Source organism: Methylophilus sp. E2MeOHC9 (assembly GCF_058744375.1).
In genome coordinates, this window is record NZ_CP196024.1 from 1,973,409 (window position 1) to 1,999,909 (window position 26,501).

Annotated in this window: 22 protein-coding genes; 18 read left to right on the forward strand and 4 right to left on the reverse strand. The window is 51.7% G+C overall.

The genetic code is table 11. The annotated features are described in order from the left end of the window. Positions 1-33: 33 nt before the first annotated feature. Positions 34-1,017: a FecR family protein gene (locus tag ACSSVF_RS09565; RefSeq protein WP_492403118.1), complete on the reverse strand. Its 984-nt coding sequence runs from the start codon at positions 1,015-1,017 to the stop codon at positions 34-36. A gap of 3 nt (positions 1,018-1,020) precedes the next feature. After that, positions 1,021-1,512, reverse strand: a complete 492-nt coding sequence (locus tag ACSSVF_RS09570; protein WP_492403119.1) for an RNA polymerase sigma factor — start codon at positions 1,510-1,512, stop codon at positions 1,021-1,023. 261 nt (positions 1,513-1,773) lie between these two features. Here ACSSVF_RS09570 and metG point away from each other — a divergent pair, with 261 nt between their 5' ends. From metG to ACSSVF_RS09615, 9 genes are all read left to right on the forward strand, one after another. Beyond that, positions 1,774-3,864, forward strand: a complete 2,091-nt coding sequence (gene metG / locus ACSSVF_RS09575; protein ID WP_492403121.1) for a methionine--tRNA ligase — start codon at positions 1,774-1,776, stop codon at positions 3,862-3,864. 214 nt (positions 3,865-4,078) lie between these two features. Then, positions 4,079-6,370, forward strand: coding sequence for a heavy metal translocating P-type ATPase (locus tag ACSSVF_RS09580; RefSeq protein ID WP_492403122.1), 2,292 nt, complete (start codon positions 4,079-4,081; stop codon positions 6,368-6,370). Between the two features lie 19 nt (positions 6,371-6,389). Further along, on the forward strand, positions 6,390-6,512 hold the full coding sequence (gene ccoS / locus ACSSVF_RS09585) for a cbb3-type cytochrome oxidase assembly protein CcoS (RefSeq protein WP_492403124.1): 123 nt from the start codon (positions 6,390-6,392) through the stop codon (positions 6,510-6,512). Positions 6,513-6,615: 103 nt separating this feature from the next. Continuing rightward, on the forward strand, positions 6,616-8,052 hold the full coding sequence (gene ccoN / locus ACSSVF_RS09590) for a cytochrome-c oxidase, cbb3-type subunit I (protein ID WP_379056156.1): 1,437 nt from the start codon (positions 6,616-6,618) through the stop codon (positions 8,050-8,052). Between the two features lie 11 nt (positions 8,053-8,063). Beyond that, positions 8,064-8,690 (forward strand): cytochrome-c oxidase, cbb3-type subunit II, encoded by a 627-nt coding sequence (ccoO, locus tag ACSSVF_RS09595; protein ID WP_492403126.1) that lies wholly within the window; start codon positions 8,064-8,066, stop codon positions 8,688-8,690. An 11-nt stretch (positions 8,691-8,701) separates the two neighbouring features. Then, positions 8,702-8,842: a cbb3-type cytochrome oxidase subunit 3 gene (locus ACSSVF_RS09600; protein WP_444702811.1), complete on the forward strand. Its 141-nt coding sequence runs from the start codon at positions 8,702-8,704 to the stop codon at positions 8,840-8,842. 35 nt (positions 8,843-8,877) lie between these two features. Beyond that, on the forward strand, positions 8,878-9,774 hold the full coding sequence (ccoP, locus tag ACSSVF_RS09605) for a cytochrome-c oxidase, cbb3-type subunit III (protein WP_492403128.1): 897 nt from the start codon (positions 8,878-8,880) through the stop codon (positions 9,772-9,774). A gap of 15 nt (positions 9,775-9,789) precedes the next feature. Then, complete coding sequence (gene ccoG / locus ACSSVF_RS09610) at positions 9,790-11,235, forward strand: cytochrome c oxidase accessory protein CcoG (RefSeq protein ID WP_492406338.1); 1,446 nt, start codon at positions 9,790-9,792, stop codon at positions 11,233-11,235. Between the two features lie 77 nt (positions 11,236-11,312). Next, the gene (locus ACSSVF_RS09615; protein ID WP_442586722.1) at positions 11,313-11,561 is read left to right on the forward strand and encodes a FixH family protein; all 249 of its coding nucleotides are present in this window, start codon (positions 11,313-11,315) and stop codon (positions 11,559-11,561) included. 56 nt (positions 11,562-11,617) lie between these two features. On the opposite strand, the gene ACSSVF_RS09620 is transcribed toward ACSSVF_RS09615, so the two are convergent. Together ACSSVF_RS09620 and fnr are read right to left on the reverse strand one after the other, a co-directional pair. After that, a complete protein-coding gene (locus ACSSVF_RS09620; protein ID WP_492403130.1) occupies positions 11,618-12,463 on the reverse strand; it encodes a radical SAM protein in 846 nt (281 codons plus the stop codon). Positions 12,464-12,478: 15 nt separating this feature from the next. Continuing rightward, on the reverse strand, positions 12,479-13,342 hold the full coding sequence (gene fnr, locus ACSSVF_RS09625; protein WP_492403132.1) for a fumarate/nitrate reduction transcriptional regulator Fnr: 864 nt from the start codon (positions 13,340-13,342) through the stop codon (positions 12,479-12,481). A 186-nt stretch (positions 13,343-13,528) separates the two neighbouring features. Here fnr and hemN point away from each other — a divergent pair, with 186 nt between their 5' ends. From hemN to ACSSVF_RS09670, 9 genes are all read left to right on the forward strand, one after another. Continuing rightward, positions 13,529-14,908 carry an oxygen-independent coproporphyrinogen III oxidase gene (hemN, locus tag ACSSVF_RS09630; RefSeq protein WP_492403134.1) on the forward strand — a complete coding sequence of 460 codons (1,380 nt, stop codon included), beginning with the start codon at positions 13,529-13,531 and terminating at the stop codon, positions 14,906-14,908. A 9-nt stretch (positions 14,909-14,917) separates the two neighbouring features. Continuing rightward, positions 14,918-15,622, forward strand: a complete 705-nt coding sequence (locus tag ACSSVF_RS09635) for a sulfite exporter TauE/SafE family protein (protein ID WP_492403135.1) — start codon at positions 14,918-14,920, stop codon at positions 15,620-15,622. 116 nt (positions 15,623-15,738) lie between these two features. Beyond that, positions 15,739-16,575, forward strand: a complete 837-nt coding sequence (locus ACSSVF_RS09640) for a DNA ligase (protein WP_492403137.1) — start codon at positions 15,739-15,741, stop codon at positions 16,573-16,575. Between the two features lie 22 nt (positions 16,576-16,597). Next, positions 16,598-17,017 carry a hypothetical protein gene (locus ACSSVF_RS09645; RefSeq protein ID WP_492403139.1) on the forward strand — a complete coding sequence of 140 codons (420 nt, stop codon included), beginning with the start codon at positions 16,598-16,600 and terminating at the stop codon, positions 17,015-17,017. 254 nt (positions 17,018-17,271) lie between these two features. Then, a complete protein-coding gene (gene hrpA, locus ACSSVF_RS09650; protein ID WP_492406339.1) occupies positions 17,272-21,264 on the forward strand; it encodes an ATP-dependent RNA helicase HrpA in 3,993 nt (1,330 codons plus the stop codon). 40 nt (positions 21,265-21,304) lie between these two features. Further along, positions 21,305-22,222 (forward strand): hypothetical protein, encoded by a 918-nt coding sequence (locus tag ACSSVF_RS09655; RefSeq protein ID WP_492403141.1) that lies wholly within the window; start codon positions 21,305-21,307, stop codon positions 22,220-22,222. 18 nt (positions 22,223-22,240) lie between these two features. After that, complete coding sequence (locus ACSSVF_RS09660) at positions 22,241-23,776, forward strand: DUF4118 domain-containing protein (RefSeq protein WP_492403143.1); 1,536 nt, start codon at positions 22,241-22,243, stop codon at positions 23,774-23,776. Beyond that, on the forward strand, positions 23,773-24,453 hold the full coding sequence (locus ACSSVF_RS09665; protein WP_492403145.1) for a winged helix-turn-helix domain-containing protein: 681 nt from the start codon (positions 23,773-23,775) through the stop codon (positions 24,451-24,453). The genes ACSSVF_RS09660 and ACSSVF_RS09665 overlap by 4 nt, the downstream gene beginning before the upstream one ends. A 117-nt stretch (positions 24,454-24,570) precedes the next feature. Further along, on the forward strand, positions 24,571-26,451 hold the full coding sequence (locus tag ACSSVF_RS09670) for a potassium transporter Kup (RefSeq protein ID WP_492403147.1): 1,881 nt from the start codon (positions 24,571-24,573) through the stop codon (positions 26,449-26,451). Positions 26,452-26,501: the final 50 nt, after the last annotated feature.

The window sequence follows — 26,501 nt, forward strand, 5'->3', positions numbered from 1 at the left end:
AGTCGCTTGGTGTTTGGTAAGTGCTTTGACTATTTATTTGGGAGGCGATGTGGTTTCAAGCATTGTGCCTGATGGGGTTTGCTTGATGCGGATATTGGCAATCCGCGGCAGGGTGGAGATGAAGTTATTGGTATCTTTCACGGCCACTACGGCGCTGATATGGTCTTTTGACAAGCCATCGGCGAGCACAGGGGTTGGGTTGTAGCGCGTGAGTGTTTCTGCGATTTCAGCGACTTCGGCCTGGTTGAATACCAGTGTGCCGCTGGTGAATTTGAAGTAATCCTGGGCCGATACATTGGTGCGTGGTTGCAGCCTGGTTTGTTTGAATTCACCGACCTGGTTATTTTGCAGGATGATCTTCTCAGCCCCTGTTTTAGAAGCGACTTCCACTTTGCCGTGGTCTACGCTGACGCGCTCTAAACGGCTGAGTTTGTTGACGGAGAAACGCGTGCCCAGTACGGTGACTTTGATGCGGTCAGTCTCGACCACAAATGGCCTGTTGGTATCACGTTGCACTTCAAATATGGCTTCACCTTTGAGCAGATCGATATGCCGCTGGTTGCGGTAGTATTTGATTTCAATTTGCGTGTTGGCATTCAGCGTCACACGGCTGCCGTCATCCAGTGTCTGCGTGACAAGTTGCGCGCGCGTGGTTTCCGAGGCCAGTTGCAGGGTAGGGGTGGCTTGCCAGGTTTGATATTGCTGGTAACCGGCCCAGCCTATAAACATCAGCGCGACACAGCTGGAAATAGTGCCCACCAGTTTGCGCGCGGTTTTCTTGCGCTCGCTTTGTTTGAAGAACACATCCGCCTGCTTGGCTTGTGCGATGGTTCTCAATTCGTTCATCGAATCCAGGCCTTGCCAGGCATCGCTGATACTTAAATATTCTTTTTGGTGGGCCGGGTGCTGCATAAGCCAGGCTTCAAACTGGCTGCGTTCAGGCGCATCCGGCGCGGCTTCTTGCATGCGGATAAACCAGCGGGCGGCAGTTTCACTGATTTTCTTTTGCGTCTGCATATTCTATTGGAGGAACTGCTCACGTGCGGCGCGGATATCCAGCAATGCGCGGATCAAATGGCGTTCGACCATATTCAAGCTGATACTGAGTTGGCTGGCGATTTCCTTTTGCGCGTAGCCTTCAATGCGGTACATGACAAACACCTGTCGGCAGCGCGGCGGTAAATCCTGGATGATTTGCGTCACTAGTTCCAGACGTTGCTTGATATCGGCCAGGTGTTCGGTAGACACAGTGGCTGGCTCTTCCAGGTCGATCTGTTGCTGGTATTCGGTGAAATAGCTGTCTTTGCGGTATTGCTCAAGGATCAGGTTTTGCACGATGGTGCGCAGGTAGGCGTGCGGTTCCTGCTCCCGGTTTGGGCTTGTGGTTAACGCAAAACGCAGGAAACCATCATGCAAGATATCTTTCGCCTGGTGCTGGCAGTGCGTTTTGCGCCTGATGCCGGGGAGCAGTGTGGTGTATGCCCAATGTAGATTAATACCATGCCAGAACATCTTAACTCAGTGAAAGAATAGGTGGTTTGATTTTAGGCAAGGATTATACCGACGCGAAAAAGGCTGCTGACTTAGTGTAACTGGTTGTTTTCAAATCGAGTTTTAACTGCGTCTAAAATGGCTGGCGAAATTAAATTGGTTGTATATAACCATGTTGGTGCAATTTAGCCATTCTGTGGTTGCGGGCGATTATCCGCATAAATGTCGCTGAAACGCCTGCTGGTTTGCTAAAATAGCTGCTTTTACTTCGGTCTTGCTTTCATGACACGCAAACTTCTGGTGACTTCCGCCTTGCCTTATGCCAATGGCAGTATCCATTTGGGGCATCTGGTTGAATATATTCAAACTGATATCTGGGTGCGTTTTCAGAAAATGCAGGGCCATACTGTGCATTACGTTTGTGCGGATGACACGCATGGCACGCCGATCATGCTGCGGGCTGAAAAAGAAGGCATCACGCCTGAGGCGCTGATAGCAAAAGTGCATGTAGAGCACAGCCAGGATTTCGCCGATTTTTTGGTGGAGTTTGATAACTATTATTCGACCAATTCGGAAGAGAACCGTCAGTTATCGGGCAATATCTACCGTGCGCTCAAAGCCAATGGCAAGATCGCCAATAAAACCATCGAACAGTATTTTGACCCGGTGAAAAGCATGTTCCTGCCGGACCGCTTTATCAAAGGCGAGTGCCCCAAATGTCACTCCAAGGATCAATACGGGGATAACTGTGAAGTCTGCGGCACCACTTACAGCCCGACAGAACTAATCAATCCGTATTCCGCAGTGTCCGGAGCGACGCCGGTACGCAAAGAGACTGAGCACTACTTCTTTAAATTGAGTGAGTGCGTAGACTTTCTGCGTGACTGGACGCGTTCTGGCACCCTGCAGGCCGAAGCCGCCAACAAGATGAACGAGTGGCTGGGCGAAGCCGGTGAGAACAAGTTGTCTGACTGGGATATTTCGCGCGATGCGCCGTATTTCGGGTTTGAGATCCCGGATGCGCCGGGTAAGTATTTCTATGTCTGGCTGGATGCACCGATCGGCTATATGGCCAGTTTCAAGAATCTGTGTACAAAGAGTCAGCAGGCAGCTGACGGTAATCAAAACGCCGGCCTGAATTTTGACGAATACTGGAAAAAGGATTCGACTACCGAGCTATACCATTTTATCGGTAAAGATATCCTGTATTTTCACGCCTTGTTCTGGCCAGCGACGCTGGAATATTCCGGACATCGTACGCCGACACAGGTATTTGCGCATGGTTTCCTGACTGTGAATGGCGAGAAGATGTCCAAGTCACGCGGTACGTTTATCACCGCACGCAGTTATCTGGATCACGTCAAGAACCCTGAATACCTGCGTTATTACTATGCCGCCAAGCTAAACGGCAGTATGGAAGATATCGACCTGAACCTGGAAGATTTCGTGGCGCGTGTGAACAGTGACCTGGTGGGTAAATACATCAACATCGCCAGTCGCACTGCCGGGTTCATCGCCAAAAAATTCGAGAATAAGATCATTCCTGCCCAGCATGCGGTCATTGACGATATGCGTGCTGCGGCACCGGCGATCGCGGAAGCGTTTACGGCGCGTGATTTTGCGCGTGCCTTGCGTGAGATCATGAAACTCACAGATGCTGCCAATGCGTATGTGGCGGAGGCTGCGCCATGGGTAGTCGCCAAAGATGATAGTAAGGCGCCGGAATTGCATGCCATTTGCAGTAACGCGCTGGAGATGTTCCGTCTGCTGACGATCTACCTGAAACCGGTACTGCCAAATATTGCAGCGGCGGTAGAGGCTTTCTTTGATGTGGCGCCGTTACAGTGGGCTGATGCGGCTTATGGCCTGGGTTCACAAACCATACAGCCTTATGCGCACATGGTGACGCGTCTGGAAGGCAAGCAGATTGAAGCGATGGTCGAAGCCAATAAAGAAAACCTGCAGGCGACTGCGCCAGCACCGGTTAAATCTGAAGCAAAAGCAGATAAAAAGCCGGAAGCAACTGAGGCAGCTGAAGAGGGCGCTTATATCTCGATTGATGACTTTGCCAAAGTGGATCTACGCATCGCCAAGATTGTGAGTGCCGAGCATGTAGAAGGCGCGGAAAAGTTGTTGAAATTAATGCTGGATATCGGCGAAGAAACGCCGCGCCAGATATTTGCAGGTATCAAGTCGGCTTATGATCCTGCAACTCTGGTGGGTAGGTTAACTGTCATGGTCGCTAACCTCGCGCCACGCAAGATGAAGTTCGGCTTGAGTGAAGGTATGGTGCTGGCCGCCAGTGATGAGCGTGGCGGGCCTTATATTCTGTCGCCTGACAGTGGGGCGCAGCCTGGCATGCGTGTGAAATAACGCGTTTGCACAGTGGCAATAGCCGGAGCGCGCGGTTCCGGATATTGCCATTCTAGCGCTACTTTTTGTAGCAAATGCTTGCGCTAAATCAAAGAAAAGACAGTCGTTTTCGGTCTTAATAAACACTTCAAATATCAGCTAAGACATTGATTTATATTATATTCAATCATATAATATAAAGTTGTATAATGTTTCACGAATGGTCCATATTGCAATGGCAAAGTCGCAGGCAGTGAACAGCGCAAACCCCTGGCAAGGGCTGGATATCCAGTCCGAATGGGAGCGGTTTAGCCAGCGTGATGCTAACGCTGCGCATGTGTGGACCTCACATGTCTGGATCGATGCTATGCACTGTGCCGCGTGTAGCGGACGCATAGAGCAGACCATCAAGCAAATCCCCGGTGTGCTGGCAGTGCATGCCAGTGCTGCTTCCAAGCGCGTCCGTGTGGTCTGGGATGCGCAAAAAATCTCCCCTTCGCAATGGTTTGCCAATCTGGATGAGATTGGTTATTCCGCCTTGCCTGTCAACGAGTACAGCGCTATCACCGATAGAACTGTCCAGCAGCGCAAGATGCTATGGCGGCTGGTGGTCGCGGTTTTCTGCATGATGCAGGTGATGATGTACGCTTACCCCACCTATACCGCAGATAGCAATGATATGGCGCCGGATATGGTGCAACTGATGAAGTGGGCTTCCTGGGTGCTGACATTGCCGGTGATGCTGTTTTCGGCAACGCCATTTCTCTCCCAGGCCTGGGCCAGCCTCAAGCAACGCCAGTTAGGCATGGATGTGCCGGTGTCGTTAGGCATCATCGCGGCGTTTGTCATGAGCACGCTGGCGACGTTTGCACCTGGTGGCTGGTGGGGCGATGTGGTTTATTACGATTCACTGACCATGTTTGTCAGCTTCCTGCTGATCGGGCGCTGGCTGGACGTCAAACTACGTAACCGCACCGCCGGTGCGCTGGAAAACATGATGCGCCGCCTGCCCAATGCGGTGCTGAAGAAAAACGAAGCTGGCGAATGGGTACAGATTGCCGCCAGCAATATCAATGTCGGCGATATTTTATTTGTACGGCCCGGTGAAATATTTGCGGCCGACGGCAAAATCATCGTCGGCAATACCAGCGCCGACGAATCCATGCTCACCGGCGAATCTGACCCGGTGATGAAAGCCACCGGTGCGCAAGTGATCGCCGGTTCCGGCAACCTGACTTCAGTGATTGAAATGCAGGTCGAGCAAGTGGGTGAGGGTACGCAGTACCATGCTTTAGTCAATTTAATGGCATCCGCCTCGACCGAGAAACCCGGCATTGCCTTACTGGCCGATAAAGTCGCGCAGCCTTTCCTGTGGGGCGTATTGCTGGCAGCGCTGGTGGCTGTGGTGTACTGGTGGTCTATTGACCCGGCCAAAGCGGTGATGTCAGCGGTGGCGGTGCTGGTGGTGACGTGCCCTTGTGCGTTGTCACTGGCGACACCGGCAGCCATGCTGGCGAGTGCGGGCACCTTTGCCAAAGGCGGCGTGCTGATCCGGCGCTTACAGGCGATCCAGGCCATTAGTGAAATCGATACCATTGTGTTTGATAAAACCGGCACGCTGACCGAGAACCTGCAACAGGTGCAGTTGGCTGAAACACATGCGGATTGGGGTAACACCTTAATTCTGGATATGCTGGCATCGATCACGCGCGACTCGCTGCATCCCGTGGCAAAAGCGTTGCATACCTATGCTGTAGAACAAGATGCCCTCACTGACCTGATCATGCACGACTGGCAGGAAGTGGTCGGCGGCGGTATCTCTGCCACGCTGGATACGCAGGCTGAGGCCGCTGTAGCAGTCAAACTTGGCAATGCGCAGTTCAGTGGCGTGGTGGAATCAGAGGCCGGTGCAGAGCGCCAGGTATACCTGATGGCGGGAGAGGTGATGGTCGCGAGATTCACCCTGGCTGAGCAAGTGAAGCCGCATGCCAAGGCGGCAATTTCACAATTAATTTCACAAGGGCTTGATATTCAACTGTTATCTGGTGATAGAATAGCGCCGGTAAAAAATCTGGCTTTACAACTCGGTATTCAGAGTGCGTCAGGTCTGCAAAAAGCAGAAGATAAGCTGCAACACGTGATGTTGCTGCAACAACAGGGGCGGAAAGTTTTAATGGTAGGTGATGGTTTGAATGACGGCCCTGTCATTGCAGCAGCGCATACTTCTATTGCAATGGGTACCGGCGTCCCTTTGACGCAGGCACAAGCCGATATGGTGATTTTGGGCAATGATATCGGAGTGCTGGTTTCGCTCATTTCGCACTGCAAGAAAACCATCCTCATCGTCAAACAAAATTTGTTATGGGCGGCGCTTTATAACGCTGCCGGTGTGCCTTTAGCGATCATGGGCCTGCTGCCTGCCTGGTTGGCCGGGTTAGGCATGGCGGCCAGTTCGCTGCTGGTGTTGCTGAATGCATTGCGCTTGACCGATTGGGACAAGTCGCGTTGGCAGAAAGGGCAGGCATAGTTCTATGGAAATAGCATTTATGTTGATACCACTGGCCGTGCTGCTGGTGTTTGTGATTCTGGGTGGCTTTTGGTGGGCCATCCATACAGGACAATTTGAGGATCTGGAAGAAGAAGGATCCCGAATATTAGAGCAGGATTGATATGTGTCAAATCGCCGCTATTTAATGTGTGCGATATTCGGTGTGTATCTAAAAAAGTAGTTTTTTCATGTTGGGTGTTTGTTTTAATGATTGGGAGAAATCCATGCAAGATGCAACCGTGAAGGCTGCGACCTACAATGATAAAGTAGTTCGCCAATTCGCAATCATGGCAGTGGTTTGGGGTGTTTTTGGCACATTGATGGGCGTGATCATTGCGTCCCAGCTGGTGTGGCCGGATTTAAACCTGGGCTTGTCATATACCTCTTTCGGCCGCTTGAGACCACTGCATACCAATGCGGTGATTTTTGCGTTTGGCGGCTGTGCTTTGTTTGCGACTTCATATTATGTCGTACAACGTACCTGCCAGACACGCTTGTTTAGCGATAAATTGGCGAGCTTTACTTTCTGGGGCTGGCAAGCAGTGATCGTCGCTGCGGCTATCTCCCTGCCTTTGGGTTACACCCAGGGTAAAGAGTACGGCGAGCTGGAGTGGCCTATCGATATCCTGATCGCTGTGGTGTGGATCTCTTATGCCATCGTGTTCTTCGGTACCATCGGTATCCGCAAGGTCAAGCACATCTATGTGGCTAACTGGTTCTACGGTGCGTTTATCCTGGCGGTGGCTTTATTGCACATCGTTGAGAGTGCGGCGATCCCGGCCGGCTGGTTCAAGTCTTACTCTGCTTATGCAGGCGTACAAGATGCGATGGTGCAGTGGTGGTATGGTCACAACGCGGTGGGTTTCTTCCTGACAGCGGGTTTCCTGGGCATGATGTATTACTTTGTGCCTAAACAAGCCGAGCGTCCTGTGTATTCTTATAGCTTGTCTATCGTCCACTTCTGGGCATTGATCTTTACATACATGTGGGCGGGTCCTCACCATCTGCATTACACCGCATTGCCTGACTGGACTCAGTCTTTAGGTATGGTGTTATCTCTTATCCTGTTTGCACCAAGCTGGGGCGGTATGATCAACGGTATCATGACCTTGTCCGGCGCATGGCACAAACTGCGCACAGACCCTATCTTGCGCTTCCTGATCGTTTCATTGTCTTTCTACGGTATGAGTACCTTTGAAGGCCCGATGATGGCGATCAAAACTGTGAACGCTTTATCTCACTACACTGACTGGACCGTAGGCCACGTGCACTCTGGTGCTTTGGGCTGGGTTGGTTTCATTTCCATCGGTTCCCTGTACTTCCTGATCCCGCGCCTGTTCGGCCAGAAACAGATGTACAGCGTGAAAGCGATTGAAGTGCATTTCTGGATGGCAACGATTGGTGTGGTGTTATACATCGCAGCATTGTGGATTTCCGGTGTGATGGAAGGTTTGATGTGGCGTGCAATGAACGCTGACGGTACTTTGGCTTATACCTTTGTTGAAAGCGTAAAAGCGAAATTCCCGTACTACCTCACACGTGCGATTGGTGGTTTCCTGTACATGAGCGGTTTAGTGATCATGTTGTGGAACACCTATAAAACAGCAACTAGCGGCAAACCAGCGACGGTAGAGATACCAGCTGTGGTTGCTCACGCTTAAGGAAATACATCATGGCATCTCATGAACAAAATAGTGGCAATCTGCACGAGAAGATCGAAACCAATAACTTTCTACTGATCGTGCTGACTTTGATCACCATCTCTTTTGGTGGTCTGGCAGAAATCGTGCCTTTGTTTTTCCAAAAGACACTGACAGAGCCTATCCGTGGTTTGCAACCATATACTGCCTTGCAACTGGCTGGCCGTGACATCTATCAACGTGAAGGGTGCTACAACTGCCACTCACAGATGATCCGTCCGTTCCACGCTGAAACATTGCGTTATGGCCATTACTCTGTGGCGGGTGAATATGTGTATGACCACCCGTTCCAGTGGGGTAGCAAGCGTACAGGCCCTGACCTGCATCGTGTAGGCGGTAAATACAGTGATGACTGGCACCGTGTGCACTTGAACCAGCCTCGTGACGTGGTTCCGGAATCCATCATGCCAGCTTACCCATGGTTGAACGAAAACCTGGTTGATGATGCCACGATCGGTGACCACATGGCTGCGCTGCGTAAAGTAGGCGTGCCATACACCGATGAGCAGATCAAAGAGGGTGGGGCGGCCATTAAGGGTAAAACCGAAATGGATGCACTGGTGGCTTACCTGCAAGTGTTGGGTATACACCTCAAATAAGGAGACGCGCCATGGATATCATCAGCATATTACGCATACTGTTTACATTATTGACCTTTGCCCTGTTTGTGGTGATCGCAGTGTGGGCATGGCGCAATCGTAACTCCGCACAGTTCAAGGACGCGCAGAACCTGCCGTTCGATCAAGACTAATGCTCTGTGTGTGAAAAGGTTAAGGGAAAAACATCATGAGTGATTTTGTAAGTGGATTTTGGCCGATCTGGATTTCGACCATTACCCTGGGTGGGATTGCATTCTGCGTTGGCTTGCTGATTTTTGCTAGCCGCGTGAAAGTGACTTTGGATAGTGATAATACCAATGGTCACGAGTGGGATGGCATTAAGGAAATGAATAACCCTCTGCCAATGTGGTGGGTAGGCTTGTTTATCATCACGGTTATTTTTGGTTTGGCTTATCTGTACCTGTTTCCGGGCCTGGGTGAGTATCAAGGTAAATTCGGCTGGACTGCTGTTAATCAGTACGAAGCTGAAAAAACCAAAAACAACGAGAAAATTGCACCGCTGTATGCAAAATATGCCGCGATGTCAGTAGAAGATGTGGCCAAGATCCCTGAAGCACGTGATATCGGTAAACGTATTTTCCTGAACAATTGTGCTGCATGCCATGGTTCAGATGCCAAAGGTAGCCGCGGTTTTCCTAACCTGTCAGACAATGACTGGTTATACGGCGGCAGCCCGGAAAGAATCAAGGAAACCATTACCGAAGGCCGTATCGGCATGATGCCGCCTATGGCAGCGGCCGTGGGTAGTGAAGAAGACGTTAAAAACGTGGCTAACTACGTATTAAGCCTGTCTGGCAGTATTCATGACTCCGGTCGTGCCAATGCCGGTAAGGATAAATTCGTGGTATGTGCAGCTTGCCATGGCCCGGATGGTAAAGGTAACCAGATGATTGGTGCACCTAACCTGACAGACAACACCTGGTTGCATGGCCAGGGTGAAGCGGCGATCATCAAGCGTATTCACGAAGGTAAAACCAACCAGATGCCAGCCTGGGAAGAGAAATTCAGCCCAGAGCAAATCCATTTGCTGACGGCTTATGTTTGGGGTCTTTCCAACAAGTAAGGCATGCAAAAATCCATGGGTGACATTGGAAAAAATGCTGTGAAAATAACCACCATTCCTGAGCAGGAGGTGGTTTTTTCGCTTTATAAATCTGAAGATAAGGTTTACGCACGCAGCGTTTCCGGTTTGTACAACAACTGGCGCTGGGTGATGGTGTGGGTCACGCAGCTGTTTTTCTACGGCGTACCCTGGTTGCAGTGGGATGGCCGCCAGGCCATGCTGTTTGATCTGGAAGGCATGCGCTTCTATGTGTTTGGCCTGATCTTTCACCCACAAGATCTGATTTACCTGGCATTCCTGCTGATTGTCTCTGCGCTTTCCCTGTTCCTGTTCACCGCCATTGCCGGGCGGTTATGGTGTGGCTATACCTGCCCACAAACGGTGTATACCGAGATCTATATGTGGATGGAGCAGAAAATCGAAGGTGACCGCATTGCGCGTATGCGCCTCGATGACAGCAAATGGAATACCAATAAAGTGGTCCGTAAATCCCTGAAACAGTTTGCCTGGATCGCATTTGGTTTATGGACTGGCGTCACTTTTGTTGGTTATTTCACGCCCATGCGTGAACTGGTGCCAAGTTTGCTGCAATTCCAGGCAGGTGGCTGGGAAACCTTCTGGGTGTGTTTCTATGGCTTTGCCACCTATGGCAACGCTGGCTATATGCGTGAGCAGGTCTGCAAATACATGTGCCCTTATGCGCGTTTCCAGAGCGCCATGTTTGATGGCGATACCATGAACGTGACCTATGACGAAGCGCGCGGTGAACCACGCGGCTCACGTTCTAAAAAAGCCGGTGAAAACGCCAATGGCCTGGGTAGTTGTATCGATTGCAATATTTGTGTGCAGGTATGCCCGACCGGCATTGATATCCGCAATGGTTTGCAATATGAGTGTATCGGTTGCGGTGCCTGTATTGATGCCTGTGATGATGTCATGGACAAAATGGGCTATGCCAAAGGCCTGATCAAATATACAACGCAAAACGGCATGGATAATCGCTGGAGCCGCCAGCAGATGCTGGCGCGTTTGTTAAGGCCGCGCGTGCTGATCTACTCGACTATCCTGATGACCATGGTTGTGGGTATGGCGGTCAGCATCTATTACAAGCCTGATTTCAGGCTGGATGTGCTGCGTGACCGCGCGGTGATGGCGCGTTATACCAATGATGGCAAGATTGAGAACGTGTATAACCTCAAACTGGAAAATGAGACAGAAGTGGTGCGCGATTATGATTTGAAAGTCACAGGCTTGCCTGATCTGGTCATTCATTTTTCTGATAATAATGTTCAGCAGATCAAAGCGCTTAAACCTTTTGAAAAGCGGAATGTCATTGTTGAGATACAGTTGCCGGACGGAGAAACACGCGCCGGTTCGCACAAGATATTATTTGAGATGACAGATCTTCAAGCCAAAGAAACCATCAAGGAAAAATCTGTCTTTATCGTACCCAGTAATTAATGGGTCACTCAGTAAACAGGCATGAACAAACGGAGTAGAACAGGGTGGCACAAAGCATAATGCACAAAGGAACACAGATGGTGGATCCACAAAAATGGTACCAAAACCCCTATGTCTGGCTTATTATTGGTGGTCCGGCATTGGTGATAGTAGCTTCCTTTATCACGCTATACCTGGCGATTACCCATCCTGACCCACCGATTGACGATTACTACCGCAAAGGCATAGAGATCAATAAAACGCTGGATGCCGAGAGAGATGGCATGGCGCCCGCCGTTGCAGCACGCAACCATGCGCAAACCGGCATGAAACCGGCTGACGACTAAATCCTGCCTTCACTTTAAATCCGATCTTCAGCCCGGATTTTCATTTCAGTATATTGCTAGTTGAATGCGCGCACGTCGAAGCCTTGTGCGCGCAGTTCCTTCGCATAATTTTCTATCACATCATCAGCGGTAGGCACCAAGCAGGCCGCAGCCACCTGCTGGCTAGGCCAGGCAATGCCATAGAGCAAAATACCTGCAATCTTGTCTTGGTATGCCTGCAGCGCTCTGAGATAGCCAGACAGCGCCGGTGTCGTGATCATTTGCTGATCCACCACCCTGCTGACAATGGCTGTTTGTACCCAGGTCGTGCACAGGGCACAGCAGGTTTGCAACCTTTGCAAATGTAACGCCAGCGGCACATGGCTGTCATTGATTGCCAACATCTCCGCATCACTACCTGCATCCAACTTGAACCACACCTCGCCGCCTATCGCTTGCAGGCATGCAACCGCATGTTGTACATGCGCGTGCTGTAATTGGCTGCCATTGGTGATCAGCCTCACTAATACCGGTAGCTGAAGGCGTGTGAGGATATGACTGACTAGCTTTAATGCTTCGGGAAACTGAGGCGAGGTGGTCGGTTCGCCATCACCTGCAAAGGCGATGTCTTTTATCAGGGTTGATAGGGAGTCAAGCCTGTGTGCCGTCGCCTGCTCGCTGATCCAGTGCAAACATTCTTCCAGCTCGGCATGTAGTATCGGCATTGCGATCATGGGTGACGGACCACGTTGCAGGCCTGGCACCTGACAGTAAATGCAATGCCAGTTGCAGCAATGGTTGGGGTGCAGATTGATGCCTATCGAAATACCCTGCGCCCGGCGTGACCAGACCGGGTAGATATATTGCCAAGCTCGTGTCACGGCATAAGCGGCGAGCTCACTGAATAACGCTTGTGCCTGCATGTTCAGCAGCTTGCATTAGCAGGTGCTGGCGTTAAAAATGGCTTTCAGCTTTTCGTGATCGAGGATACGGATATTCTTCTGTTTGACTTCGATAATGCCTTCTTCGCTGAACTTGGAAAAGGTGCGGCTGACGGTTTCCAGTTTCATGCCCAGATAGCTGCCGATTTCTTCACGCGTCATACGCAGAATCAACTCGCTTTTTGAATAACCTCTGGCGTGCAGGCGTTGCAGCAGATTCAGTAAAAAAGCCGCCAGGCGTTCTTCAGCGCGCATATTGGCCAGCAGCATCATGACACCGTTTTCACGCACGATTTCGCGGCTCATGATCTTGTGTACATGACGTTGCAGCATGGGGATCTCACGCGACAGGTCTTCCACATGGTTAAACGGCATCACACAGACTTCCGCGTCTTCCAGCGCAATCGCATTGCAATTGTGTTTGTCACTGACAATGCCATCCAGCCCGATGATCTCACCGGCCATCTGAAAACCGGTCACTTGTTCACGGCCATCTTCAGACACCACACTGGTTTTAAAGAACCCGGTGCGAATCGCGTAGAGCATGGTAAAGGCATCGCCGCTGCTATATAAGTGCGCACCCTGTTTGATTTTTTTACGGGTGGCGACCATGCCATCCAGCTGCTGCATTTCATCTGAGCTCAAGCCTATCGGCAGGCAAAGCTCGCGCAGATTGCAGTTGGAACAAGCGACTTTAAAGCTGGGCTCGCCTTGCTTGAGGTCGGTTTTAGGTTCAATGGGCCTGGGCTCGGCATGCATAGCGGCAATCCTGGACTGGCGTTGAGTATCCGGCAAATTATACGCGTCCTGATGAGATATTTCATGACCCGGTATTGCATGAGTGGCGATTTCATTAAGCATGATGCGAGGTCTCTTCCCTTTATTATGTACTGCCATTATGCAAGCACATGACTGCCATGCATTTGATATGCATCAAGTGGCCGCTGATTACTTTGTGGCAAAGTAGCCTGCAAGTTGGGATGGACCTGGTGACAACGATATATCGCCTGCCATCCATATTGAACAGGAAAAAGTGTGCTGGATACCATGAAATTGATAATCACGCAGGAACATATCGAGCGCTACGATGTTTCGGGGCCGCGCTATACCTCGTACCCAACTGCTGACCGGTTTGTGGAAGCATTTGATGCTGCTGCCTATTGCAAAGCGATTGAGCAGCGCAATATCAGCGGCTGGAAACAGCCATTATCGGTATATGTACACATTCCGTTCTGCGCCTCACTGTGTTTTTACTGCGCCTGCAACAAGATCGTCACCAAGCGCTATGAGCAGGGCGCCATCTATCTAGAGTATCTGCAGCGTGAGCTTAATCTACATACGCAACAGCTTGGGCAGCAGCAGGCGGTGAATCAATTGCATCTGGGCGGCGGTACACCCACCTTCTTCAGTGATGAAGAATTAGCCCGCCTGATGCGAATCCTCAAGCAAGCATTTGTGTTTGACGTCGATGGTGAATATTCAGCGGAAATCGATCCGCGCACGGTAGACCAGGCACGCCTGCAACATCTGCGTGACCTGGGCTTTAACCGGCTTAGTTTCGGGGTGCAGGATTTTGATGCAGACGTGCAGGAAGCCGTACATCGCATACAGACTTACAAACAAGTCGCGTTGCTGATGCGGCAAGCGCGTGAGATGGGGTTCCAGTCACTGAATGCCGACTTAATTTATGGTTTACCCAAGCAGACGCCCGTCACGTTCAGGCAAACCATCTCGCAGATCATTACCCTGCGACCAGATCGCATCGCATTGTATGGCTATGCGCATTTACCTTCGCGTTTTAAACCGCAGCGACGCATTTTGCAGGAAGACCTGCCGAGCGCCGTGGATAAGATCCAGATGCTATCGGAAGCGATTCAGCAATTAATCCAGGCTGGCTATGTTTACATCGGCATGGACCACTTCGCCTTGCCGGAAGACACCCTGGCGATCGCCAAACAGCAGGGCAGGTTACACCGCAATTTTCAGGGCTACAGTACCATGGCCGATCAGGATATCCTGGCATTAGGGGTTTCAGCCATCGGCAAAATGGGCGCGAGCTACAGCCAGAATGCCAAAACGCTGGAAGAGTATTACGACTTTCTGGACCAGGGGCAATTGCCTATCGTGCGCGGATTAGCACTCAGCCGCGATGACCTGATCCGCCGTGCCGTGATTATGGCCATCATGTGCCATGGCGAATTAAGCTATGAATCCATCGAATTGTCCTATATGACAAACTTCACAGAGTACTTTAAGTCTGAGCTGCAACAGCTTGCTGAAAAAGAAAAACAGGGGCTGGTGGTATTAGAAGAAGATGGTATTAAAGTCACCGAGATGGGCTGGTTCTTTATACGCGCCATCGCCATGGTGTTTGACCGTTATTTACAGCACGATGCCAACCGTGCAAGGTTTTCCAAAATCCTTTAAACTGCCGGCATGTTAGCCAGTTTACTCCTGACCGCCTTTGTCATGGGGCTGGCAGGCGGGCCTCACTGCATTGCCATGTGTGGTGCAGCTTGCGGCGCCATGCAAACACCCTCCAACGCCAGATCCATCCCGATTCGCATCGTCAAAACCACGCCCTGGAGCTTTTACCTTGGGCGTATGCTGGGTTATGGCCTGCTAGGCGCATTAGCCGCGCAAAGCCTGCGCGGCCTGGCCTGGTTATCCAATCAAAGCCAGGTATTCCAGCCCTTATGGACGTTTTCGCACACCCTGATTTTTGCCTGGGGCTTTTTGTTGCTGGTCACCGGTAGACAGCCGCAGTGGGCAGTGCAGGGCGCACTGCAAGTGTGGGCCTGGATCAAGCAGCATACCCGGCACGCCAGAGTTAACTTCCTGTTCACTGGCATGGTGTGGGCATTATTGCCATGCGGCCTGCTTTATTCAGCGGTCATGCTGGCTTCCCTGCAATCGCAATGGCTACAAGGCGCCTTGGTGATGATGGCTTTCGCGATTGGCTCTGCGACCATCATGGCGCTAGCCCCTGTCTTGTGGCGCTCAGGCCAGCAAGCTTTGCCTGCATGGATGCAAGAGACCACCGGTATGCGTATCAGCGGCCTGATGCTCATCGTATTAAGCCTGATCGCATTATGGATGGACCTCATGCATCACGATAAGTTATGGTGCCAAGTGATATGATTTATAAGGGAAAATAATTTTATTTATGGCATCGTAAAAGCGATGCCATTGCCAAAATTCCTTGATTGATATAGCTTACTCTTGTTAATTTTAATTAATTATTCAGGAGTGACTTCATGCGCTTTGCAAGCTATTACGTGCTATTGCTGTTCAGTCTATGGGCTACACCAGTCATAGCCAAAGCGCCGGACATTTTGCTGGCGCATCTCTATCAGCAAGGCTTAGATGTCCGCCAGTACCTTGTCAGCGAAAAACTCGATGGCATCCGCGCCATTTGGAATGGCGAGCAACTGATCAGCCGCCAGGGCAACCCGATACATGCACCTGCATGGTTTATCAAAGATTTCCCCAAGCAGCCGCTGGATGGCGAGTTATGGATAGGCCGCGGCCAATTCGAATTACTCTCTGCAACCGTCCGCAAATCAGTGCCGGAAGACACTGCCTGGCGACAAGTGGCATATTACGTGTTTGAATTGCCACAAGCGGATGGCTCGTTTGCAGCGCGTGCCCAGCGCATCGAACAACTTATCCGCAATGCGCGTAGCCCCTACCTCAAAGCCATCAAACAATTCCATGTGCCCAACGAGCAAACACTCAAACGTACGCTGGATAGCGTCGTTGCCAAACGTGGAGAAGGGCTAATGTTGCATCGTGCCGATGCGCCCTATGTCACCGGCCGCAATCACGCACTCCTTAAACTCAAACCCCAATTAGATGCCGAAGCAAAGGTCATTGGTCACCTGCCCGGCAAAGGTAAATATCAAGGCAAAATGGGCGCATTACTAGTGCAAGCGCCCGATGGCACGCAGTTTAAACTGGGCACCGGATTTAGCGATGCCGAACGTGCAAATCCACCGCCGATTGGCAGCGTGGTGACTTATACTTATCGCGATCTGACCAAAAAGGGCAAACCTAAATTCGCCAGTTTTTTGCGAGTCAGGCCACCGGAATAATCAATTTTTTAAGGAAATCTAGATGAAGTGGTTTGCAACGATCTTAATATGTTTAATGACAACAAACGCTTACGCCATCGATTTAAGCGGCATCTACGACTGTCGCGGCGAGGATGCCCATGAGGGTGAATACACTGGCATAGTGACGATGAAATTACGCAAGGAGCATAGCAAGGGCGCAGATACTAGCTATGATTTCCAGCTGGAAGTGCCTGACTACGGTATTTACAAAGGTCACGCCGCTGCCCATGGCATGCATGCCGCGGTGCACTTTGCCTTGCCTATGGAAAAGGGCGAGTATGGTGGAAAGACCAGTGATTTTGGTACCGGGATTGCAGAGTTTAAGAAGGATGCAAACGGACGGTTAATGTTCAGGAAGTTTTATTTTGAACCGGCGTTTAAGGGTGGCAATACTGGGGTGGAGGAGTGCGTAAGAAGGTGATTGTTTAAATAGGTATTTCTTTGGGGGGCTTAAGTATTCACTTTCTCGCCGAGTGACTTTTCTTTGCTTGCCAAAAGAGTAAGTAACTCGTCTGCAGGCGAAAAGAAACATCACATTTATCCTGAAAATTCCCTGCTAATCTCAATGCCAACTATGAATGGCTTTAATCCCCGCCATGTTAAAATCCCACCCCTATGACCGCTGTCTCCTCCGCACAACTCATCAGCCAACTTGAAAAACAACTCCCGCAGTGCATGCTGGCTGACCGTTTCCCACTGAAGCGTCGTTTAAACCAGTTACGCGATGCATTGAAGCAAAACAAACCTGTCGATAAACCGCTGGTAGATATCGCACATAAGGTGCAGGCTTCGCAGCAACGATTACAGGCGCGGTTAGCTGCGTTACCCAAGCCGGAATATCCGCAGGAATTACCGGTCAGTGGCAAGAAAAATGAAATCGCGGCGGCTATCCAGAAACACCAGGTGGTCATTGTTTGCGGTGAAACCGGTTCCGGTAAAACCACACAATTACCTAAGATCTGCCTGGAGCTTGGGCGTGGCGTCAGCGGGCTGATAGGGCATACCCAACCTCGCCGGATCGCGGCACGTTCCGTCGCCACCCGTATCGCGCAGGAGTTGAAAAGCTCGCTGGGCGAGGCGGTTGGTTACAAGGTGCGTTTTAACGACAAGCTTTCTGCGAACAGTTACGTCAAGCTGATGACGGACGGTATTTTGCTGGCGGAAACGCAAAGCGATAAATTCCTCAATGGCTATGACACCATCATTATTGATGAGGCGCACGAACGCAGCCTGAACATCGATTTCTTGCTGGGTTACCTCAAGCAGTTGTTGCCAAAGCGGCCTGACCTGAAAATCATTGTGACTTCGGCGACGATTGATGCGGATCGCTTTTCCAACCATTTCAATGGTGCGCCGGTGATTGAAGTGTCTGGCCGCACCTATCCGGTAGAAATCCGTTACCGTCCGCTGGGTAACAAAACCACCATGGTGGCGGTGGAAGTGCCGATTGATGACGGGCTGGATGATATAGACCGTTTTGCGCAGGACCTGATGGGCATCAAGCGCAAACCGCCACGCACGGAAACGCGCTGGCTGGAAGAGGATGACGAAGAAGAAGTGATGGAAGACGCCATCCTTGACACGGCTGAAGACCTGTTGCGACAGGGCGATGGCGATATCCTGGTGTTTTTGCCAGGTGAACGTGAGATTCGCGATACCGCTGACCATTTACGCAAAAACCAGGGCAGGTCACTCAAGCTGAAGTCAGCCGAGATATTGCCTTTATTTGCGCGGCTGAGCATTGAGGACCAGCAGAAGATTTTTCGCCCCAGCGGGCAACGCCGGATCGTGCTGTCGACCAACGTGGCGGAAACCTCGCTGACGGTGCCTGGTATTAAATATGTGATTGATGCCGGGTTGGCCCGTGTTAACCGCTACAGCCCGCGCGCCAAGGTCGAACAATTACAGATTGAGAAGATTTCGCAGGCAGCAGCCAAGCAGCGAGCAGGGCGTTGCGGCCGGGTTTCCAGCGGTATCTGCGTCCGTTTGTATTCGGAAGAAGATTTCAATCAGCGACTGGTGTTTACTGAGCCTGAGATTTTGCGCAGTTCGCTTGCCAGCGTGATTTTGCGCATGGCCGATTTACGCCTGGGCGATGTGGGTGAATTCCCGTTTATTGAAGCGCCATCATCACGCCTGGTCAGTGATGGTTACCAGTTGTTGCAGGAGTTGGGCGCGGTTACCGAGCGGCGTGAGATCACAGAAATCGGTCGGCAAATGGCGCGCCTGCCATTAGACCCACGAGTGGCGCGCATGATACTGGCGGCTAAAAAAGAAAGCTGCTTGCGCGAGATATTGATCATTGCCAGCGTGCTCAGCATACAGGACCCGCGCGAACGGCCTATGGATAAGCGCGAAGCGGCTGATCAGGCGCACTCTAAATTCAAGGCGGATGACTCTGATTTCATGAGTTATCTGAAATTGTGGGACTGGTACGACCAGGCGCTCAAGACCAAGAAATCCAACAAAGACTTGTTGAACCAGTGCCACCAGTCTTTCCTGTCGTTTCTACGCCTGAAAGAGTGGCGTGAGCTGCATGCGCAACTGCGGGAGATGGTAGAAGAAATGGACTTCAAGCTGGGCGATAAAGAAGCCAGCTATGAACAGGTGCACAGGGCATTGTTGTCCGGTTTGCTGGGCAATATCGGCTTTAAGGATGGCGATGGCGAAACCTATGCCGGTGCACGTGGCATTCGTTTCACAATAGCGCCTGGTTCGGCATTGAAAAAGAGCCGCCCGAAATGGGTGATCGCCGCCGAGCTGGTGGATACGACCAAATTGTATGCACGCATCGTCGCCAAGATAGACCCGGACTGGATAGAACCCGTAGCCCATGAAGGCGGAGCGCGTGATTTGACGCAAAGCCATTACAGTGACCCGCGCTGGGACCGCAAAACTGCGCAGGTGGTGGCGTGGGAGCGCGTCAGTTTGTATGGCCTGACCATTGTGCCGAAACGGCGTGTGCATTATGGGCCGGTGGATGCTGAGCAATCGCGGGAGATTTTCATTCGCGAAGCACTGGCCAATATGGAATTTGATACACGTGCGCCTTTCCAGGAAGCTAACCGCAGGCTGATCTCGGAAGTAGAAGCCCTGGAACACAAGGCGCGTCGCCAGGATGTGCTGATTGATGAGCACCAGCTGTTTGCGTTCTATGACAAAGTAGTGCCGGAAATCAGCGAGCAATATCGTGTTTTCAATGGTATTTCGTTTGAAAAATGGCGGCAGGACGCAGAAAAACTCAATCCAAAAGTGTTGCACCTGACGCGTGAATCGTTGATGCGCCACGGTGCCAATGCCATTACCGAAGTGCAGTTTCCTGAACAGATGACGGTGGATGGCGAAACAGTGCCGCTGAAATACCGCTTCGAGCCTGGGCATGTGCTGGATGGAGTGACGGCAACCATCCCGCTGGCCTTGTTGAACCAGCTGGATGCGAGCGTGACTGAGTGGCTGGTGCCGGGCATGATACGTGACAAGCTGACTGCCCTGATCAAAGCGCTGCCTAAAACATTGCGCCGCGTGTGCGTGCCTGTGCCTGATTTCGTCACTGGTTTTTTGCAGGCACACCAGGCTGAGGCGGCTTTATTGCCGGTATTGTCGCAATATATCCAGCAAAAAACTGCGCTCAAACTCAAGCCGGAAGAGTTTGATTTGGCAGGGCTGGATGCACATCACCTGATGAATTTCCGCGTGGTGGATGAAAAAGGCCGCGAGCTAGGCACGGGCCGCGACTGGAATGCGCTGAAAAAACAATTAGGTTCTGCCGCACAATTGACGTTCAGGAGTGGCTCACCCGATATTGAAAAAACGGATCTCAAACAATGGGATTTTGGCGACCTGCCGGAAACCCTGACCTTTAGCAAAGATGGCCGCCAACTGACCGGTTATCCGGCCATTGAGGATAACCTGGACAGTGTCGCGGTAAAACTGTTTGATACCGCTGACATGGCTGCACTGGCCCATCGCAAAGGCGTGTGCCGGCTGATGCGCTTTGAGCTTAAAGAGCAAATGAAACAGCTGGAAAAAAGCCTGCCCGGCTTTAACCAGTATGCGCTGCTGTTACGCGCTGTCATGAACCCTGAGCAGTTGCGTGAAGACATGTTGCAAGCGATTGCCGACCGCGCATTTATCGCTGAAGATGCATTGCCGCGCACCAATGCCGAGTTTATGCAGCTCAAGCAGCGCGCACGTACGCGCCTGCCCGCTGTCGCTGAAGCGTTGACCAGGCAAGTACAACTGATCGCCAGCGAATATCAGTTACTCACAGCACAGCTGCAAAAAATGACGCCGGTGACGCAGAAAATCAAACGTGAATGTGAACAACAATTGCAGGAGCTGGTCTATCACGGATGCTTCAGCCGCACGCCGTGGGAGTATTTGCCGCATGTGCCACGCTATTTAAAAGCCATCCGCATGCGTATCGATAAATACCCGACCAGCATAGAGCGTGATGGCAAGCATGCGCAGGCGATTGTGCAGCTTGATCAGCGCAGGCAGCAGAAAATTGAACAATTACGCAAGGCAAATGCCTCTGTAACAGCCAAGTTACAAGACTTTGCGTGGCAGTTGCAGGAGTTACGTGTATCATTATTTGCACAGGAATTAAGAACGCCTTATCCTGTCTCAATCAAAAGACTCGAAAAACTTTGGCAAGAAATACAATAGTCATGCGTGACATCAGCAACCTCTGTGATTAATCCTGTTCATGCAAAAGCCTTCCCCATTTGAACCCTTTAGCACGCCCAACTGGCTGAAACCAAAACAGCGGGACCGTGTGCTGCGCATCCCTGCCAGGTTGATGTGGGGCTTTTTGCTGTCGCTGCTTTTTCATGCGATTTTGTTCTGGGGTTTTCTGCTGGACTTGCTCAAGCCGATGGAAGAGCCAGCATCGCAGTCGCCGTTAAGCATCGTGCTCAATCTAGGCAAGCCTGCCGCCAGCCCGCCCAAAGTGATTGAACCGCCAGTGGAGCTGCCCGAGCCGCCCAAGCCACAGCCCAAACCCAAGCCGCAGCCTAAAGAAGCGCCCAAGCTGCCGAAAAAGATTATTCAATCGCAGAACCCGAACAGCACCTTCAAGCTGCCTGAGCCCAAGCCACAGCCACGCCCGCAGCCTACGCCCCAGCAGGCACCGCCGCCAGTGGAAGATTTTTCCAGCATGATCAAACGCAGACAATCTGACCGTAATTCGGAAGAAATAGCTGCCAAGCAGATTAACGATGCCGCTGCGGCTGCCGAGCGCGGGCCTTCGGAAGATGAACGCCGTACCAAAAACATCATGAACAACCTCAAGGTGGGCACCAATGGCTTGTTTTCTATCAAGCGTATGGACCCTTACAACGCGAGCTTCAGCTTTAAAGGCTGGGTCAATGACTACACGTCGGCCAATACCCAGTTTTACCAGGTAGAGGCGGGCAACGGTGAAGATATCCGCCTGATCATGATACGTCGCATGATTGCGATTATCCGTGAACATTACAATGGCGATTTTGACTGGATTTCTAACCGCCTTGGCCGCACGGTCACTTTGTCAGCCAGGCCTGCTGACAGTGCCGGACTGGAGGATTTCCTGATGAAAGAATTTTTCGGGCCTAACTACAAGACCCAGGATTTATACGGGCATTAAACGTTTTTCAAAGCGACCATGCCAGACTCCCATGTTGACACGCCATTGAGGCAAGTAAATAAGTGGCAGGCAGGCACAGCGCTGGCGCTATCCCTCCTGGGCATTACCTGGCTAGGTCTGGCCTATTTTACCGTGCTGGGGGTGACGGTGATCACCATGCTGTATATGCTGAGTGTCCTCTGGGCTGCCTATTTCTTGCGGTTTGCCTATGCGCTAAGTACTGCGGTGATTGCATTCCTGCTGATCGACTACTGTTTTATAGAGCCCAGATATAGTTTGGGCATAGGCACGACGCAATCTTGGGTGATACTACTGGGATTCGCCATCCTGGCCCTGACCGTTAGCAGTGTCATGCAGCAATTAAAGCAGCAAATGCTGCAATCCCGCCTGGCTGCGCAGCAATCCGGTTTTTTCCAATCGCTGGCCGAGTTGCTGGCTGCTCAATCAAGCACCGATGCATTACTGCAAGCGGCTTGCCAGCATGTACAAGATACTTTTGCGCTGCATGCGCGTGTCGTGCGGCTGTCTGATGAGGGTGCACTGATTTGGCTGGCAGCTGAGAAAAATCAAGCGCACAGTGTTGAAGCTTCGAGTGTGCAGTGGGCGTTGGATTATAACAGGCCGATTGGGGCAGGCACCAGTGACTGGCCAGACTTGGGTTATTGCCTGCTGCCATTTGGTTTTGCACAGCGCGAAATGCTGGTGATCACTGCCGCAGAGTCATTACCTGCTTTACCTTTCCTGCAATTGCTCACATATCAATGCGCCCAGGCTTATATAAAACTCAGCCAGCAAATTGCGCTGGCACAGGCGGAGCGCAGTGCTGGTGAGGCACATTTTAAAAAGACACTGCTTACCGCCTTGTCGCACGATATGCGCACGCCGCTGACGGCCATCCTCGGTGCAGCGGATGTATTGACTGACAAGCATATTCCATTAACCCGCGATCAGTCAGATCAACTGTTGCAAAGCATACAGGCCGAAACGACTTACCTGACCCAGGCCACGGAAAATATCCTGACCCTGGTCATACTGGAAACAGGTGAAAACCATGTGCACCTGGATTGGCAATCGCCACAAGAGGTGGTTGCACATGTCATCAGCAGGTATCAGCGCCGTTCGCCACCAGTGGATTTACACATCAATGTCACGGATGAGGAAGTACTGGTCAGGATGGATGCGGTACTGGTCGCACATGCGCTGGCCAACCTGATAGACAACGCGATTTTCTGGCGTAGCGAGCACATGGCCATTGAGATTGCGCTTACCCTGGATACCTCCTGCTTAAGCCTTGCCGTGATCAATCAGGGTCCCGGGTTTCCTGAAGATTTTGTTATCTCGGCATTTACGCCGCACACACCACGCCCGGCAGGCTCACGAGGCTTTGGCCTAGGCCTTTCAATTGTGGCGACCATCATGCAACTGCACGAAGGCACGCTGGAGATCACCTCATCGCATGATCCGATTGCTGCATCGTCCGATCAGCGCACTTGCGTACGATTACGCTTCCCGTTTACGCGTGCTGCTGAGCTTATTCAAGGTCACACAATATGAGCGCTCATGCCCAGCCGACTTTATTGCTGGTGGAGGATGACGCCGGTGTTTACCAGTTTTTGGTGCCGGCATTGTCCGCACATGGCTACCGGGTGATACATGCGCGGGATTTAGCACAAGCCCGGCAAGCCAGCGACTTTGCCATGGTGATTCTCGATCTGGGTTTGCCGGATGGCGAAGGCGAGCAGTTGATTCCTACCTTGCGTGCTTATTCTGATGTGCCTATTCTGGTGTTATCTGCCCGCCAGGATGAGCAGGATAAAGTGCAATGCCTGACCATGGGCGCAGATGACTACCTGATGAAACCGTTTGGCCTGCCGGAATTGCTGGCGCGGATACAGGTCGCCTTGCGCCGCACGGCCATGATGCAGATGCGTGACCATGTGTATCAATATGAAGGGCTGGTCATCAACCGTGCCAGCGGCATCGTCAGCCATCATGGAACACAACTGCATTTAAGCCCCATCGAACATGCCTTGATCATGTTGCTGGCGAGCAAACCGGGCACTATTTTTACCCATAGCCAGTTGCTCACACAGGTATGGGGGGCGGAGTACGTGCATGATACCCACTACCTGCGTATCCACATTGGCCGCTTGCGGGCCAAGCTGGAGAGCACACCTGCTTCCCCGCGTTATGTGCTGACTGAACTCGGTATTGGTTACCGACTCGCCTGATCGACGATTTTCTTCGTCCGTCCATTTTCCCGTCTAGCTGTATTTATTTTCTCGTTTATGCGATTGATATACTTGCACGCGCATAGTGCAGCCATCAGTCACTAATCAGAGGATGCGATGGACAATTTATCAATCAGGAAAAGCGGCCTGGCTGCCCTGGCGCTCGGCGCTATCGGCGTGGTGTATGGGGATATCGGTACCAGCCCGCTGTATACCATGCAGGTCATCTTCAGTGAAAGCACCGGCGTGCCGCTGAATCAAACCAATATTCTGGGCGCAGTATCGGCCATTTTCTGGCTGCTGACCTTTGTCGTCACCTTTAAATATGTGCTGCTGGTATTACGTGCGCATAACAAGGGCGAGGGTGGGGTCATGGCCTTGTTGTCGCTGGCACTCTCGACCCTGAAGCCGCAAGACAAGCGCGCTGGAGGCCTGCTGTTGCTGGGTGTACTAGGCGCAGCCTTGTTTTACGGCGATAGTGTGCTGACGCCAGCTATTTCAGTGCTATCGGCAGTCGAAGGCCTGCAAGTGGTATCACCAGCACTGGCAGCGCAGGTACTCCCTATTTCCATTGGTATTCTAATTGGCTTGTTCTGGTTCCAGCGGCATGGCACACATGCGGTAGGGCGTTTTTTTGGCCCGATAGTGATTGTCTGGTTCCTGGCGCTGGCGAGTATAGGCCTGTGGCAGATTGCGCAAGTGCCTGAGGTGTTACAGGCGGTAAACCCGCAATATGCCTGGCAATTCCTGCAATCACGCGGCGGTGCCATGTTTATCGCTATAGGCGCGATACTACTGGCAGTGACAGGCGCCGAAGCCTTGTATGCCGATATGGGTCATTTTGGCCGGCCAGCCATACAGATGGCATGGCTGGGGCTGGTGTTCCCCTGCCTGGTGTTGAATTACCTGGGGCAGGGCGCGTTGCTGTTGCAGCACCCGGAAGCTGTCAGCAACCCTTTCTATCTGTCTTTCCCGCAACCTTTACTGATCCCGGCAGTGATTCTGGCGACACTGGCCACCATTATTGCCTCGCAGGCGGTGATTTCCGGGGCATTCTCCATGACCCGCCAGGCCATTCAATTAGGGTTTTTACCGCGTATGCGTATTATCCATACCTCAGCCAGTGAATCTGGGCAAATCTATATGCCAGCCGTCAACTGGGCCTTGTTGCTGGCGGTGATCATTGTCTGTCTGGCCTTCCAGAGTTCATCGGCACTGGCCTCCGCTTATGGCATTGCGGTTACGGGTACTATGCTGATGACGACTATCCTGCTGTTTTTCGTCATGCGCTACCGCTGGCAGTTCCCTGGCTGGCTGAGCTGGTCTTTGCTAGGCCTACTGGCCATGGTCGATGCTGTCCTGTTTGGCTCGGCTTCCATGAAATTTATGCAAGGCGGCTGGTTCCCGATCGCGCTCAGCGTGTTGCTGATCGTCTTTATGACCACCTGGAAAAAAGGGCGCCACTTGCTGCTGACCGGCATGGTGCGCTCAGACCCAAAGCTCATGGCATTCATCAGCAATATGAGTGAAAGCAAACTGCCACGCGTACAAAGAACGGCAGTCTATATGGTCTCAAACCTGGAGACTGTGCCGCAGGCGCTGTTGCATAACCTTAAACATAACCAGGTATTGCACCAACGCAATTTGTTTGTGAATGTGGTGTTTGATGATGTGCCATTACTCAATACCCATGAACGCATACGGCTACAAAAATTGGCTGATGGTTTCTGGCAGCTAGAGCTACGTTACGGGTTTATGCAACATGCCGATGTGCCGCAAGCATTACTGGGGCTGGTGCTGGATGGCGAAACACTGGACCCATTCAGTAACTCTTACTTTTTAAGCCGCGATATCATTGTGCCGGATGTGGGTGGCGGCATGCCGCGCTGGCGTGACCAATTGTTTTCAGTGATGTCGCGCAATGCCAGCAGTGCGGTGGAGTATTTTAATATTCCGGCCAATAGTGTCATTGAACTGGGGAGCAGGGTGCAAATATAAAAGACGCCTGTTTGTTGGCTCGCTGGACATAAGAAAGATAAACACGTGAA